The following is a 14100-nucleotide window of genomic DNA, read 5'->3' as shown; positions in this document are numbered from 1 at the left end:
ATGCGTGCGGGGTATCTCACAATCCGGTTAATTTATCGCTGAAGCTTGGGGAATTGACTTGTGCCCGTGCCGTAAAGGTTTCATCCTGGAAATACAAAGGCTGCGTTCCATAGATGGCAGGGAAACCAGCCACATAAATAATCATTTCACCCGGTCGGGTGATCTTGCCTTCAGCATCTTTCATGGGGCCGGGCAGTCGCATACACTCATCCGGCGTTAATAACGCGCGCTGCGTCTCCTGCAGGGTACGGGTAACATGTCCATGCATCATCGATGACCTGCGGCCGCTGGTGGTAATCTGCTCTTTGATAACCGTGGTCTGTCCGGTCAGTTTGGATAAATGCTCCGCTGTCTCAATCCGGTTGGGTGCAAAAGCGGTCTGGATATGGCAATTAGACGTAATTGCTTCATCATGCCCGTAGCCGGTCTCGCGACTTTTGAGTTGATTTAAATCCTGGCAGATCAAATAGGCTTTCATACCGTAGCCTGCGATAAACGCGAGTGATTCCTGAAAGATTTCAAGTTTCCCTAAGCTTGGGAATTCGTCCAGCATCAATAGCAACTTGTGTTGGTAATGCGCGGCTGGTTGACCGTCTTTAAACGTGATTCTATCGGCCAGCTTTCTGATGATCATATTGATCAGAATGCGGATTAAAGGACGCAACCGCGATTTGTCATTGGGATGCGACACAATATACAAACTGACGGGACTCTCATGGTGCATCAAATCACGGATTGCAAAATCCGATGCACTAATATTGTTGGCGACGATCGGATCGCGGTACAAGGACAAATACGATTTGGCCGTCGACAACACGGAACCGGCTTCTTCTTCAGGGCGATCCAGCATGTCACGCGCACTGGCTGCAATAACCGGATGACTTTTGCCAACCAGATAATCCTGCATGGCCATTTCCATCCACAGCTCCCTGATATCGCGATCTGGATCAGACAGCATTGAGTCGACAGTCGATAATGTGGCAGGGGATCCTTCTCGCTCTGATTTATACAAAACATGCAAAATAACACCTACCAGCAATGCCTGGCTGGTTTTCTGCCAATGCGTTTGTAATCCCTTGCCATCTGGATCGACGATTAAGGTGGTCAGGTTTTGCACATCAGCGACTTCCATGCCGCTGCCAATCTGGATTTCATCCAGAGGATTCCAATGCGCGCTAATGGTTGATGCCGGATCAAAGCGCAGCACCTTGTTTTTGGCATGATGCTTTCTCCAACCGGAAGTGAGTGCCCATAATTCACCTTTGAGATCAGTAATGACTGCGCTCTGAGTCCAAGAAAGCAGGGTGGGTATAACCAGACTCACCCCCTTGCCTGAGCGGGTCGGGGCATAACACAACACATGTTCCGGGCCGCTGTGTTTCAGATAGTGGGTTTTGCCGGAATTATCCCGCCAGCCGCCGACATAAACGGCGTCGCTCTGGTTACTTTTACTATTCTTGCCTGTTGAAAGCAGTCCTGCGGCTACAATGTCCTGCTTATCTGCCCATCTGGCTGATCCATGTAACCCCTGATTAGTTCTGGATGAATTAGCCAGCACCATTTTAATGACCAGAACCAGTATCAAACCAATGCTGGAAAATAAAATGCCGAAACCTGCTGCCAGATCGAAGATGCCTGAATACTCGCCATACCATTTATTTGCCCATAGCAGAATTGCCCAGGATTCATAAATGTTAAAAAAGTGCGCGCCTAATTGCGGCTGGTAATTGAATTGGTGGGCAAAATACTGGGTAGCTACCTGCAACCCTCCGATCAGACACACAACGGATAATAGTCGAACGATGAACCTATCCTTCTTAACTTTCCTATTGTTTTGAGATAACAGACTATTCTTATTCATCAAAGACTCCTTCTGGGAGTTGAGGGTATGGATCGTATTCCACCTACCGATTGCGCTCTGGATACTTTGTACTGTTTCATCAACTGCTGACGATATTGTTCCAGCCGCTTGTCATCAAAAGTGATGCGCATTTGGTTTTGCGCTGCAACCTGTGCTATCTGAAGGCGAAACTGTTCTGTCCCATTGATCGCCAGGTGGCTGCCGTACTTCTTCATGGCCACTTGCAAAATATCTTTCAAGGCCTCCCTTGATGTATCCGGCAGCACGATGAGCCGTTTACCGTCATCACGAATGGTGGTTGATCCTGCTTTATAAGTGACTGTGCCGATTTTGCTGATCGATTCCACCAAACTATCCTTGAAGTGGCCATCAGTGCTGAAACCATCATGGCTTTTCTTGGCCGATACCTGGTTACCCTTAAATTGACCCACTCTTCTGGATCGCAAAACAGCCAATGCTTCAGCATTGCCATTTTTTGCTTCTTTTGCTAACCAATCCAGCCATCCCATTCTGGAATGACGGGTTTTAGAACTTTGATAGTCTTTCTGGTAATCGCTTTTAATGACTGCTATCGTTATTTTGAATTGCTGATGTGCGGTTGCATATAGCGTTTTTTTAGCCAATCTCCCAGCTTTGATGCTTTTTATGATGTTGCGCTTGAGTTTGGCTTCCCGTTTGGTGCGGTCAATGAGTTGATCTCTGTTTTGTCGCAATATTGCCCACTGGCTTGAACGCTGTCTGGCGCTATTCGCTTGCTCTTGCTGGTATCTTGCATAGAGCCTTGAAGTATCCATTTGGCTTTGTAGCGGTCTTGGCTGGTATTGTTTGGTGTCTGAACGGGAAGATTGTGCAAGATGCACACCAGGTATAAATGCACCCAGTCTCTGGATCAAATTGCCTTTGGACAAAGATCGATCAACTAAACTGGCTTTAACAGCCACACCATTGTTGGCAACCAATACAAACCCGTTGCCGCGCTCCTTGATTTCAAGGCCATGTGTTTTAAGCACCCGATTTAAATCCTGCCAGTTGTCCGACTGCTTCAATTCATCCAAGCACTCACGCTTGAGCCAGCCCAGCAAACTCTCCACACCGGTTCGGATTTCAATTTCCTGCGCCACTCTGGCTGCTTTATCACTCACAGTTTCATGATTAACTGTTGTTAAGCCATATTCCTGTTCGATTTGCTCACAAAGCTTGGCTACTTTCTTGTAATCATAATAGGGGTTATGGATTGTTAAGCTTCTAGGATGTATCTTGTTGATCGCAATATGCATATGCAGGTTATTGGTATCATCGTGGACTACGCTGATGCGTTGATGACCGTTAAAACCCAGAGCCTCGCAAAATCGCTCTTCAATGGCATTCAAATCAGAAAGGGATAAACGCTCTCCTTCAGGAAAACTCAATACAAGATGGCAGGTTTTGTCTGATTTGGCGCGCTTATTCATTTCCTGTGTGTTTTGAATTTCAAGTAAGCCAGCCGTTAGATCGTCTGTATAGCAGTTTGATACATTGATCTGGCTGACACGTTCACTCTTGTCCTGAGGATCAGTTAAGTACTGTATCAGCACAGAGAAGCTGCTTTTGCGCACTGATTTGATGGGTATGATTTTAGCGATCATCGTATTTAAGCTGCTTAAGTAAAAATGACTATTCCGAAAGTTATTTTTTAAGCTTCATAATGACATCCAGCATCGTGCTTTGCGTATTCCGGATACTGTCCAAGGTCATCTGCAACTGCGACTTGCCAATTAATTTTGTACGCTTGTCGTTGGTGAGCCAGAGCTTGATTAATCCACCCAGCCTGCCAAGATCCGCGTTTATTTTTAACAAAGTATCCACTTTCCGGTTATCTATAACACTGGGCACTTGATAACCCAGACCCAGATTGCGCAGGTACTCTGCCACGGTTAATCCGGCATCCGTTGCTTTACTCTTTATTTCAGTCTCCTCGATTGGCAAAACAGGAACCCTGAGCTTCTTATCTCTTCTTTCTTTTTTGATTGTGTTGGGGTTCTTTTTGGCAATCATTCCAGTTTTCCTCGAAGAGCAAGATCAACGTTGAGCACAAAGTGCGAATAAGTTGGGGCGGAGATGGCCATCTCCACATATCTTGCCCGGTTCTGTGAGTTTCAAGAAATATACTAACACTATAATCGATGTTTGCAAATAGTTTATTTTCGTTATATCATAATTTCAAACAATGCAAAAACGCTTGAAAGAAGCTTCATTCAACTAAATAACAGTCACTTGCAAACAAAAAGAAAGGATAAGCAATTCAAATAAACTGAAAGCAACAAAAAGAAACAAGAAATAATTCAAAAGAAACTCAAGAACTGTTTGGACGCCAAGATAAATATTTTTGTGGAAATTGTGTGATGACTAAATCCTTATCAGATCGAATCGCACTTTATGCGGATAAAAACAAAAGTACCGGTAAGCAATTTTTACCGGCGTTCATTGCGTTGAAGCCTGATATTGAACAAGCATTAAAGGATGGTTGGACGATTCGCCAGATCTGGAACATTTTGCACCAGGAAGAAAAAATCAAATGTTCTTATCAATGGTTCAGGACTTTGGTCAATCGACATATTGGCGAGGACAGAAAGCAACATTCGCGCATTGATCAAGGAAAATCAGCTGGGAATGGTCATGAAGGATTTCGTTTTAATTCTGCAACTGAAAAAGAGGAGTTAGTTTAATGGCTAAAATTCATATGATTTTGCAAGGGAAGGGCGGAGTAGGCAAATCGTTCATATCATCCACGCTAGCACAACATAAGTTTGCCAAAGGCGGCAATCCATTATGCATTGATACAGACCCAGTTAATGCCACTTTTTATGGCTTTAAAAAACTCAATGTTAAGCAGATTAATGTGATGAACAATGATGAGATTGATCCGAGAAAGTTTGATGACTTAATTGAATTGATCGCTAAAGCAGACAATGACGTCATTATTGATAATGGTGCCAGCACCTTTGTGCCCATGTCACATTACCTCATCAGCAATCAGATACCTGCCTTGCTCCTGGATATGGGGCATGAACTGGTTGTACATACCGTCATCACAGGTAGTCAGGCTTTACTGGATACATTGAACGGTTTTGTACATCTGATTAAACAGTTTCCGAAAGAAGCACTGTTTGTTGTCTGGTTGAATCCCTATTGGGGTGAAATCACCATGAATGGCAAGCAGTTTGAGGAAATGAAAGCATATGTGGATAACAAAGCCCGAGTATCCGCCATTATCCGAATTCCGCACTACAAGCCTGAGACTTTCGGCAAGGATTTAAGTGAAATCTTGCAATCAAAAATTACCTTTGATGAAGCGCTTAAAAATAGTGCTTTGCCGGTGATGGTGCGACAACGATTAACGATTATCCGCAGACAGCTCTTCACCAGCATTGAAAATGTGGCTGCGGTTTTAACATGAGTAATGACAAATTAGATGCACTTATTGAGCGAGTAGCATCGGAACACGGCATCGTTCTATCACAGGATGATCCGGTATTGATGATGCACACCTTGAATGAAGTGTTGCTGGAACAAAATAAAGAAGCCCATGCTGAGCTGCTAAGCAATTACCAGGCGATATTGGAAGAGAACTTTAATCGGTGGTGTGAGTACTCTACCAAGAAATCCAATACCATTATCAGCGCATCCATGAGTAACGCGCAATTAACACGAAACCAATTCCTGGAAAGCTGTATTCAGCTGATCGATGAAAAGATAAAAAGCGGGGTGGATCAGGAAACTTATGATCTAGCGAGAATTTCCAGGCAGGCGGCCATCATTAATTTACTGGCATCAGCTTTAAACTTGGTTTCAGTTGTAACCATATTTTTGATTTTGTTATAGCAAGATTTTCTAAAAATAAGTTGGATAGTCCAGGAGAACATTAAATTTAAGTGAAGCTGCCCAATTCTTGAAGTTGCATCCTGAAGAAGTGCGCCGTCGTGCTAAAGCGGGAATCATTCCGGGTGCGAAATTAGGTAAACGGTGGACATTTATTGAAGATGATCTTGCTGACCACATTCGCTCGTTATATGCTTGCACTCGGCAAGCGTTGCAAGTGGGACATGAGGAGAAACAATTATGTCACTCTGTAAACGTGGTAAGACGTGGTGGATTAGTTTCACCACACCAAGCGGCGAGCGAGTTAGATGCTCTGCTGCAACTGAAGATAAAACCCAGGCGCAAGAATTCCACGATAAGCTGAAAGCGGAATCCTGGCGTGTTGCAAGACTGGGGGATAAGCCAAAGCGGACTTGGGATGAAGCGGCATGCAAGTTTTTGTTAGAAACACAGCACAAAGCGACGCATGAACGCGACAAGGAGAAATTACGATGGCTACAGCAGTTTTTACGTAAAAAGCTATTGAATGAGATTGATCGGATGCTAATAGATCATATTGCACACACCAAGGCCAAAGAAACTAGCCCATCAACTGCTAATCGGCATTTAGCGCTGATACGGACAATTTTGCGCAAGGCATGCTATGACTGGGAGTGGACTGACAAGGTTCCTAAAATTAGATTATTTCCGGAACCCAAACATCGAGTTCGCTGGTTAACCCCTGAGCAGGTGAAAATGCTTCTTAAGGAATTACCCATTCATCAGCAGGATATGGTGATTTTTGCTTTATCAACTGGCTTAAGACAATCAAACGTAATTAACTTGGAATGGAGCCAGGTTGATCTGGAACGCAAGGCTGCATGGGTTCATCCTGATCAGGCAAAAGCAAGAAAGGCAATCCATGTGCCGTTAAATTCAATAGCTTTGGCTGTTTTATTTCGGCAAAGTGGCAAGCATCCAAGCAGAGTATTTACTTACAAAGGTTGCTCAATTTCTTGGGCAAATACCAGCGCATGGAGAAATGCTTTAAAACGAGCCGGAATAGAAAATTTCAGATGGCACGACCTGCGCCATACCTGGGCAAGCTGGTTAGCTCAACAGGGCGCACCGATGAATGTATTACAGGAACTCGGTGGCTGGGAATCGGAGGAGATGGTCAGGCGGTATGCTCACCTATCAAAACCCCAACTTTTACAGCATGCCGAACTGGTTTCAAATGTCTTTATTGGCACAAATTTGGCACACCCTAAGAAAAAAGAGGTTAGAAATTAATCTAACCTCTTGATTTGTTGGTGGGTCTGGCTGGACTCGAACCAGCGACCAAGGGATTATGAGTCCCAGTAAAGAACTATTTATCTGTATTGATTGCCATTCTATATAAATTAAATTATATTAATATTCATACACTAAACAGCACTACCCTTGATTATTGTGTTGATTAATATTCGTCTGTATACTGCAAAAGCGGTTACAAAACGGTTACAAATATTAGGGGCGATATTATGGCAAAGGTAAAACTAACTTTCGGGCGGGTTACTCGCTTTAAATGCCCTGATGATGTTGCACAAGTCTTTTTATGGTGCGATGAAGTGCCCGGTCTTGCAGTACGTGCAACACCTGGATCAAGCCGCAATCGTTATATTTTTCAATCCAAAGTTAACAAGCAAACAAGACGGATTACCATTGGTGATGTGAGTATATGGAGCATTGTGGATGCTCAAATAGAAGCACGCCGCCTTCAAACCATAATTGACCAAGGCAATGACCCACGCGAAGTAAAGGCTGATAAAGCAGCCGCTAAGGAAACCGCAGACGCTGCCAAGAAAGCACAGGAAGCCCGCGAAACTTTGACGATAGGCAAGGCCTGGGATGAGTACGTAACTGCTATGAAGCCCACATGGGGAGCGCTTCACTTGCATGACCATGTACGCGCCATGCAAGCCGGTGGAGAGCAAAGAACACGAAGCAAAAAACTAACTGAGCCGGGTACACTTGCGTCGCTGGCAGAGATGCGGCTTATTGACCTGACCACTGAGCGCATAACAGCATGGGCAAAAGTAGAGGGAACAAAAAGACCAGCCCGCGCCCGTAATGCCAGAACCCTATTAAGTACATTTCTGAATTGGTGTATAGCTCATTCTGTCTACGGTGAAATTGTTACGAATAACGCCGCGCAGAGCAAAGAGATTAAAAGGCATCTAGGCAAACCGATAGCCAAAAATGACGCATTGCAGCGTGAACAATTGCCCGCATGGTTTAATGCAGTCAAACAAATTCAAAATCCTGTTATATCTGCATATCTGCAAGCCTTGCTACTAACTGGCGTACGTCCTAATGAGTTAGTTTCTGTTCGCTGGGAAGATGTAGATTTTCAATGGAACACTTTGACCATCAGAGACAAGATCGAAGGATTGCGGGTAATTTCATTAACCCCGTATACAGCACGCCTCATGGTTGCCTTGCCACGCCGTAATGAATGGGTATTCAGTAGCCTGACTTCAGCAAGTGGACACTTAGTCGAGCCGCGTATTGCACACGATAAAGCGTGTGCTATTGCTGGTTTGGACGTGACATTACACGGGTTGCGGCGATCATTTGCCAGCCTGTGCGAATGGATAGAGACACCTGCCGGGATAGCCGCGCAAATTCAAGGACACAAGCCGCAAGGGGTAAGGGAAAAGCATTACATACGCCGCCCGCTTGATCTGCTGCGGATGTGGCACGTCAAGATTGAGTCATGGATATTAGAGCAAGCCGGGATAGATTTCTCGCCAACAATAACCGTGCTTCATAGAGTGAAGTAATAGTGCTTGTATTTGTCGGAATGTAACTTATAATTCACAAAATGCTCAAAGTTTCCGATTACATTTCTGATGATGGCTATGATCCTTTTAAGAAATGGCTGGAAAGCTTGTTAGATCGACAAGCCAGAGCGCGTATCTTGGTACGAATACAACGACTAGCAGCCGGAAACTTTGGAGATTGCAAACCGATTGCCGAAGGTATCTGGGAATTGCGAATAGATCATGGCGCAGGCTATCGGGTGTATTACGCCAAAGCCGGAGAAAAACTGATTTTAATCCTGGCAGGTGGCGATAAACGGAGACAGCAAACTGACATTGAAACCGCTCTTGAATATTGGAATAACTGGAAGAGGAAAAATAAAGCATGATTAAATCATCCCGCCCACATGATGAAGTCGTAGTGGAATTGCTACAAAATGATCCGGCTTTTGCTGATGAATACCTAACCGCTGCACTTGATGAAGCAAATCAACCTGGAGGACGCGAAGCTTTATTAGCGGCATTGCGTCATGTCGCGGAAGCGCAAGGCATGGTCACCGTAGCGGAACGCGCCGGAATCCCGAGAGAGAGCCTTTACCGGGCATTATCCACAAAAGGCAATCCGACAATAAAAACCTTGCTAGCTGTGATTAATGCGGCGGGTTTAAAGTTGTCTGTACACCGATAGAGAAATTTAGCATGAGCAGAATGCACAACCCAGCGCACCCCGGAGAAGTATTAAAAGAGTGGTTACCGGAACAAATGACCGTCACACAAGCGGCGAAGGAATTGCAGGTTTCCTGTGTCACGCTTTCCAAGGCGTTGAAAGAAAAAAAACCACCGAAACCGGATATTAAATCACTGGAAAGATTGACAGCGTAAAGCGCAGGATGATTATGCCATTCCGCCTGCATGATGAAGTCTTAGTGTATTACTGCAGAATGATTTATCTTTTGCTTAAAAATACCTTTTCAAAATATCGATAAAGAATGGTATGGATACCTATGAATTGCTACTTGACCAAATTACCCCTTATTTAAAAAATCATTTTTCTGAAATACCAAAAGATATACAAGAAAAAATTTCACTTGCTGGCATGGGTAAAGAAACAGAGGAAACCCCCGATGGAGTCGAAGAATTTGAATGGGCATATATCGAGGCGGAAGACAAACATCTTTACGATGATGAAGTAAAAGAAATTGAAGAAGGTGAAGGAATAAGAAAAGGCAAGGGAATAAGAACCAAAACAAAATCGAAACATTATTACATTTGGGACAAACTTTTACCCTTAGAACGTGAATATGCGGTGGCAAGGTATGATTTTAAAAATTGCTTTGGCTTTAGAAAAAAAGTAGCATCAAGTAAATTAGCGGAGGCTATAACACCATATCTAAAAACAAAGTTTTCAGACTTGCCGCAAGAAATGAGAATGAATATTGCTTCTGTTGATATTTTCCAGAAATGGGATGAAATATCGACAGAACAACGTAAGCAAATGGCACGTGATTTTGATGCCAGTCTGCAGCCAGACTATGAAAAAACAGTAAATCAATACTGTGACTGGGAGCTAGAGCGACAATCTATTCCTGATCAAATTTTTAATTGGCAAAGACTTAATCCAAATGGAATTGCTAGTGAGCAAATAATAATCGATACCAAAATAAAAGAACTTGAAGAACGAGAAATTGAACTGAAAGAACTTCTTGGTTATTCAAATTCAAACAACGAACAAGAACTTAAACAAGCAGAATCTATACTAGTTACGCCACAGATATCTGTAGCAAGAGTTAACAAACTTCGCCGGAATATTTTAGACCCAGCGATAGAAGAAGCAATAAAAAAGGCTGGAACCACAGAGTTGGCAGATGTTTACTTGCAACTGAAGGAACTGGCCAAAGATGAATGCCCCCCCTTCACCGGCATATTTGAGGGTGATGCTTTGTGCTATACAAACGAGAATGACATACAAGCAAAGCTTAGTAGATCTGCATTAGGAAAACGTCTAAAGCGCCGCCAAATGCCGCCAAATACCGTTTGTTGACGATAGCTGCCGCGCATAGCAGTAAATAGCTTTATTTGATAAATCATTCGCACCTCAACAAAAAAACGAGGTGCAAAATGCAAATAGACACAAATCATAACTTCACCCCATCAGAAGCACTCGCTTCGCATAATCAACTAATATTCCCGCCGCTCGAATCGGTAACGCGTCCAACAGTTCCAACAGATGCCGCAGCGTTTTATTTGAATCGCAGACCCCAAACCTTACGTGCCTTGGCTTGCCTTGAAAATGGAGCACTGCGACCGGTGCGTATAAATGGCCGCCTGGCGTGGAATGTTAGCGAAATCAGAAATTTGCTATCTGGCGGTGAATAATGATCACTAATGAAAACGCCCCGGATGCTGGTAGGCACGAGGCGAGTAGTTTTGAAGCTTTTTGCAAATCAAAATATACTCATAATCAAGTAATTAGTCAAGCTTCTATTCTTGATGCTTTGGGTAAAAGTCATACTTTTCAAACCTTCGGGGATAAGGACAAAAGTAATAGTCTGGCTCGGGTCACGCACGGCACCTTAGAGGAGCGCCGACCTGAGCTAGAAGAACTTAATCGCCGTGGTGCTGGCATATTCTTTACCGTCAATGAAACAGACCTACAGGGAAGAGCTACAAACAATGTGGTCAGGGTGCGCGCATTAGTTGCAGATTTTGATACGCAAGACTTTAACCGCACTTTTGACAATCTCCCCTTAGTCCCGTCAATAGTAATTGAGTCGTCTCCCGGGAAACACCACGCTTACTGGATAATAGAAGACACACTTCCCCTGAATGAGTTTAAAGGGTGCCAGAAGGCTTTGGCTAACCTGCTCGGTTCTGACCCAAAGATATGCGACCTGCCCCGCGTTATGCGCGTTCCTGGATTCCTGCATCAAAAGGGGAAACCATTCATGGTGCGAGAGGTGTTTAACTCAGGTAAACGGTATACCGCTAAAGCGCTAAAAGACTGGATTGGTGTGGGTAATCTGGAAGGAATTCCGAACAAGCCCGTGCCAGTTATAACGATACCATGTGTGCAGGATGACTTTTATGTGGTAATTGAGTTTGATAATCTTCTACATAAGCTTTTGTCAGCCGTTGAGGGAAATCGTAACGATACACTTAACAAAGTCGCATATCGTGCATATGGATTCGTTAAGGCGGGCAGATTGGATGAGGATCAAGTGACAAGTAAACTGGAAGATGCCGCCAGTAGAATTGGTCTTGAGCCTTCGGAGGTTACGGCAACACTGCACAGCGCCAGGAAGGCCGCGCTAAGGGGCAATGATCTGCCCTCGCTACCAGAATTCAATGAAAAGCCAGTAACGGAAGAGGAGGCAATCTCTTGCCTACAATACCCGCCTGAACTCGTTGGGGAAATAGCGAAATATATTATCCAAAGCAGTCGCATGCCAGTTAAATCTTTTGCCATTGCTGGCGCCCTAACTACCATCTCTTATTTGAATAGTAATAAAGCTTATGTAGGAGGAAGCGATACAGCTTTGAACCTGTACATATGCTTAGTTGGTGATACAGGACGCGGTAAGGAAGATCCTAGAAAAGCAATTAAACGTTTAATTGATTCGGTGAGAAATGTGCCTCGGGGAGAAAGTATTCACGAGAGCATAGCAAGCGGCGCAGCACTGTTACGTTCCCTTGAAGGAAATCCGTCAACGTTAATCCTCATTGATGAGTTTGGCATTTATTTGCAAACCGCGCTATCAGAACGTGGATCAATCCATCAAAAGGATTTGATCAAAGACTTAATGACTTTATACGGACTAGGCCGCTCATTTTTTGCAGGTAAGGCCTATGCTGACAAAAAGCAAAACATCGGCCAGATTGACAATCCTTATATCAATCTGATCGGTACTACGACGCCGCTTGAGCTGCTGGATGGCATTACACCCAGGATGATTGATAACGGCTTGTTGAACAGGATTATATTTGTTCAAGCCGATAAAGAAAACCCGATTAATCGAAAGCCTGATACTTGGATAAGTGACGAACTCAAACACAAAATGGCAGCAATCCGCGCTATTGACACTTCGGTCATTGATTATGAGGAGGGTGCATACGACTTGCTCATTCAATTCGCCGAACAGTTAAATGAAAATGATCAATTTGCAAATTTATGGAGCCGTGCAGAAGAACAAACGATCCGAGTAGCCGGATTACTTGCGATTGGTGACGGAGGGGTTATTAAACGAGAGCATATTACCTGGGCATGGAGTTATGTTAACGGATCAATCAAAGCTTTCGCACAAAAGCTTAATAAGGACTTAGCAGAAAACCCGTTCCAGAAGCAGGCTGCGAAGGCATTGGATTTTATTAAGAATGCCATCAGTTACTCAAATGATAAACAATTTGGGGAGTATTGCCGACGGGGTTTAATGCCACGAGGCAAATTAACGAAGTTATTGAAAGCAAAATCCAAAGATATTGACGAGGTCATTATTTATTTATTGGAAACTCGCCAAATTAGGCAATGTGATGATGAGGGGACTAAATGTTTTTCAGTTCTCTAGTTCTCTTCCAGTTCTCTCACCGTAGAGAACTGGGAAATCGTTGCTGGGCAAGGGTTTTAAACAATAGTTCTCTATTCTCTCTCTGTCTCTCTACTAAGTATAAAATTACTTTTTTATGGGGGTGTAATAGAGGACTGGAGAATTGGAGAACTGTAAGCATAAGTCATTGTCCAGTATGGGAAATCCAGTTCTCTCAGGGCGAGAACTATGAAGAGAATTGAGAACTCCCTCACTTGTTAAAGCAGGAGAAAAGCAATGACAACAGCAAAAAAAGAACGTGGACGCTGGAAGAAAGGGAAAAGCGGTAATCCGCGTGGCCGCACCCCTGGTACTGGAAAGGTGGCGCGGTTAAGGGAGAACATTACTCAACATCTACCGGAAATAATCGAACAGTTGGTCATCAAAGCTAAGGAAGGCGATTCACAAGCAACCAGGTTACTACTGGAGCGGGTTATACCGCCAGTTAAATCAATGGAACAATCCGTAAAGATCAGCTTCCCGGTAGATGCGGATATATCAACTCAAGGTCAATCAATTATTCAGGCGGTTGCTAATGGAACGCTTGCTCCAAGTCAAGGTAGCTCACTACTAACCAGCTTAGGAACATTGGCAAGGATCAAAGAAATGGATGAGTTGGAGAAACGTTTAACTGCACTTGAGCAAGCCAATGAATCTAAAAAATAGATTGATGAAACTGGGGCAAATGCTCAGGCCTCAACAAACACCTTTGGTTATGATTAAATTTGAGGATGCTTGGACTCCTGAACAGCAGCAACAAATCGATGAAGCCAAAGCAAATGAACAAAAAATTATAATGGTTGAATTTGTTTAATAAATTAATAGGCTGATATAAGATGGCGATGCTGAAAAACCGACTTTCGAAACTGGAAACCAAGTTAGGTGTGAATGTGACAATTAAAGATATTTTGAAAGTTTTGCATTGTCAATCGGCGTGCAAAACTTACCGGGATTTTGGGTAAATCGGCGTTGAAAAGTTTCCACCCAGGATTGTTAAATATCCGACATTTAGTCGGAG

General features: G+C 43.7%; 16 protein-coding genes and 1 pseudogene. 14 read left to right on the top strand and 3 right to left on the bottom strand.

Annotated features, from left to right (window positions below; translation table 11 throughout):
• Positions 1-16 precede the first annotated feature (16 nt).
• From C8R34_RS09710 to traJ, 3 genes are read right to left on the bottom strand one after another with little or no spacing between them, the layout of a single operon-like run.
• Positions 17-1861: a type IV secretory system conjugative DNA transfer family protein gene (locus C8R34_RS09710; protein ID WP_110340250.1), complete on the bottom strand. Its 1845-nt coding sequence runs from the start codon at positions 1859-1861 to the stop codon at positions 17-19.
• Positions 1861-3486: a TraI/MobA(P) family conjugative relaxase gene (traI, locus tag C8R34_RS09705; RefSeq protein WP_110340248.1), complete on the bottom strand. Its 1626-nt coding sequence runs from the start codon at positions 3484-3486 to the stop codon at positions 1861-1863. Before traI ends, C8R34_RS09710 begins: the two co-directional genes overlap by 1 nt.
• 40 nt (positions 3487-3526) lie before the next feature.
• A complete protein-coding gene (gene traJ, locus C8R34_RS09700) occupies positions 3527-3895 on the bottom strand; it encodes a conjugal transfer transcriptional regulator TraJ (protein WP_110340246.1) in 369 nt (122 codons plus the stop codon).
• Positions 3896-4242: 347 nt separating this feature from the next.
• Here traJ and C8R34_RS09695 point away from each other — a divergent pair, with 347 nt between their 5' ends.
• The 14 genes and pseudogenes from C8R34_RS09695 to C8R34_RS16485 all read left to right on the top strand — a co-directional run bounded on the left by C8R34_RS09695 (position 4243) and on the right by C8R34_RS16485 (position 13896).
• Positions 4243-4566 (top strand): TraK family protein, encoded by a 324-nt coding sequence (locus tag C8R34_RS09695; protein ID WP_110340244.1) that lies wholly within the window; start codon positions 4243-4245, stop codon positions 4564-4566.
• Positions 4566-5297 (top strand): conjugal transfer protein TraL, encoded by a 732-nt coding sequence (locus tag C8R34_RS09690; protein WP_110340242.1) that lies wholly within the window; start codon positions 4566-4568, stop codon positions 5295-5297. The genes C8R34_RS09695 and C8R34_RS09690 overlap by 1 nt, the downstream gene beginning before the upstream one ends.
• Positions 5294-5722 carry a conjugal transfer protein TraM gene (locus tag C8R34_RS09685; RefSeq protein ID WP_110340240.1) on the top strand — a complete coding sequence of 143 codons (429 nt, stop codon included), beginning with the start codon at positions 5294-5296 and terminating at the stop codon, positions 5720-5722. Before C8R34_RS09690 ends, C8R34_RS09685 begins: the two co-directional genes overlap by 4 nt.
• A 52-nt stretch (positions 5723-5774) precedes the next feature.
• A pseudogene (locus C8R34_RS17030) lies at positions 5775-6083 on the top strand (helix-turn-helix domain-containing protein); the annotation flags it as partial.
• Positions 5993-6991 (top strand): site-specific integrase, encoded by a 999-nt coding sequence (locus tag C8R34_RS09675; RefSeq protein ID WP_132467149.1) that lies wholly within the window; start codon positions 5993-5995, stop codon positions 6989-6991. The pseudogene C8R34_RS17030 and the gene C8R34_RS09675, both read left to right, overlap by 91 nt.
• A 230-nt stretch (positions 6992-7221) precedes the next feature.
• Positions 7222-8523: an integrase family protein gene (locus C8R34_RS09670; protein ID WP_110340236.1), complete on the top strand. Its 1302-nt coding sequence runs from the start codon at positions 7222-7224 to the stop codon at positions 8521-8523.
• 41 nt (positions 8524-8564) lie between these two features.
• The gene (locus C8R34_RS09665) at positions 8565-8891 is read left to right on the top strand and encodes a type II toxin-antitoxin system RelE/ParE family toxin (protein ID WP_110340234.1); all 327 of its coding nucleotides are present in this window, start codon (positions 8565-8567) and stop codon (positions 8889-8891) included.
• The gene (locus C8R34_RS09660) at positions 8888-9190 is read left to right on the top strand and encodes an addiction module antidote protein (protein WP_110340232.1); all 303 of its coding nucleotides are present in this window, start codon (positions 8888-8890) and stop codon (positions 9188-9190) included. The genes C8R34_RS09665 and C8R34_RS09660 overlap by 4 nt, the downstream gene beginning before the upstream one ends.
• 11 nt (positions 9191-9201) lie before the next feature.
• A complete protein-coding gene (locus C8R34_RS09655) occupies positions 9202-9384 on the top strand; it encodes a hypothetical protein (protein ID WP_207896496.1) in 183 nt (60 codons plus the stop codon).
• A 112-nt stretch (positions 9385-9496) separates the two neighbouring features.
• Positions 9497-10543: a hypothetical protein gene (locus tag C8R34_RS09650; RefSeq protein ID WP_110340230.1), complete on the top strand. Its 1047-nt coding sequence runs from the start codon at positions 9497-9499 to the stop codon at positions 10541-10543.
• Positions 10544-10620: 77 nt separating this feature from the next.
• Positions 10621-10878, top strand: a complete 258-nt coding sequence (locus C8R34_RS09645; protein ID WP_165872597.1) for a hypothetical protein — start codon at positions 10621-10623, stop codon at positions 10876-10878.
• Positions 10878-13064 (top strand): DNA-primase RepB domain-containing protein, encoded by a 2187-nt coding sequence (locus C8R34_RS09640; RefSeq protein ID WP_110340228.1) that lies wholly within the window; start codon positions 10878-10880, stop codon positions 13062-13064. Before C8R34_RS09645 ends, C8R34_RS09640 begins: the two co-directional genes overlap by 1 nt.
• A gap of 255 nt (positions 13065-13319) precedes the next feature.
• Complete coding sequence (locus tag C8R34_RS09635) at positions 13320-13748, top strand: DUF5681 domain-containing protein (RefSeq protein ID WP_110340226.1); 429 nt, start codon at positions 13320-13322, stop codon at positions 13746-13748.
• Positions 13732-13896 (top strand): hypothetical protein, encoded by a 165-nt coding sequence (locus C8R34_RS16485; protein WP_165872596.1) that lies wholly within the window; start codon positions 13732-13734, stop codon positions 13894-13896. The genes C8R34_RS09635 and C8R34_RS16485 overlap by 17 nt, the downstream gene beginning before the upstream one ends.
• The last annotated feature ends 204 nt before the right edge of the window (positions 13897-14100 follow it).

This window comes from Nitrosomonas sp. Nm84, from assembly GCF_003201565.1.
GTDB lineage: Bacteria > Pseudomonadota > Gammaproteobacteria > Burkholderiales > Nitrosomonadaceae > Nitrosomonas.
Note: the sequence above shows the minus strand (reverse complement) of the source record. Positions and strands in the feature narration are given on the sequence as shown.

Bases quoted from the DNA above. Each gene is read 5' to 3' on its own strand.
- C8R34_RS09710 (WP_110340250.1), bottom strand. From the start codon at position 1,861: ATGAATAAGAATAGTCTGTTATCTCAAAACAATAGGAAAGTTAAGAAG.
- traI (WP_110340248.1), bottom strand. From the start codon at position 3,486: ATGATCGCTAAAATCATACCCATCAAATCAGTGCGCAAAAGCAGCTTC.
- traJ (WP_110340246.1), bottom strand. From the start codon at position 3,895: ATGATTGCCAAAAAGAACCCCAACACAATCAAAAAAGAAAGAAGAGAT.
- C8R34_RS09695 (WP_110340244.1), top strand. From the start codon at position 4,243: ATGACTAAATCCTTATCAGATCGAATCGCACTTTATGCGGATAAAAAC.
- C8R34_RS09690 (WP_110340242.1), top strand. From the start codon at position 4,566: ATGGCTAAAATTCATATGATTTTGCAAGGGAAGGGCGGAGTAGGCAAA.
- C8R34_RS09685 (WP_110340240.1), top strand. From the start codon at position 5,294: ATGAGTAATGACAAATTAGATGCACTTATTGAGCGAGTAGCATCGGAA.
- C8R34_RS09670 (WP_110340236.1), top strand. From the start codon at position 7,222: ATGGCAAAGGTAAAACTAACTTTCGGGCGGGTTACTCGCTTTAAATGC.
- C8R34_RS09665 (WP_110340234.1), top strand. From the start codon at position 8,565: ATGCTCAAAGTTTCCGATTACATTTCTGATGATGGCTATGATCCTTTT.
- C8R34_RS09660 (WP_110340232.1), top strand. From the start codon at position 8,888: ATGATTAAATCATCCCGCCCACATGATGAAGTCGTAGTGGAATTGCTA.
- C8R34_RS09655 (WP_207896496.1), top strand. From the start codon at position 9,202: ATGAGCAGAATGCACAACCCAGCGCACCCCGGAGAAGTATTAAAAGAG.
- C8R34_RS09650 (WP_110340230.1), top strand. From the start codon at position 9,497: ATGGATACCTATGAATTGCTACTTGACCAAATTACCCCTTATTTAAAA.
- C8R34_RS09645 (WP_165872597.1), top strand. From the start codon at position 10,621: ATGCAAATAGACACAAATCATAACTTCACCCCATCAGAAGCACTCGCT.
- C8R34_RS09640 (WP_110340228.1), top strand. From the start codon at position 10,878: ATGATCACTAATGAAAACGCCCCGGATGCTGGTAGGCACGAGGCGAGT.
- C8R34_RS09635 (WP_110340226.1), top strand. From the start codon at position 13,320: ATGACAACAGCAAAAAAAGAACGTGGACGCTGGAAGAAAGGGAAAAGC.
- C8R34_RS16485 (WP_165872596.1), top strand. From the start codon at position 13,732: ATGAATCTAAAAAATAGATTGATGAAACTGGGGCAAATGCTCAGGCCT.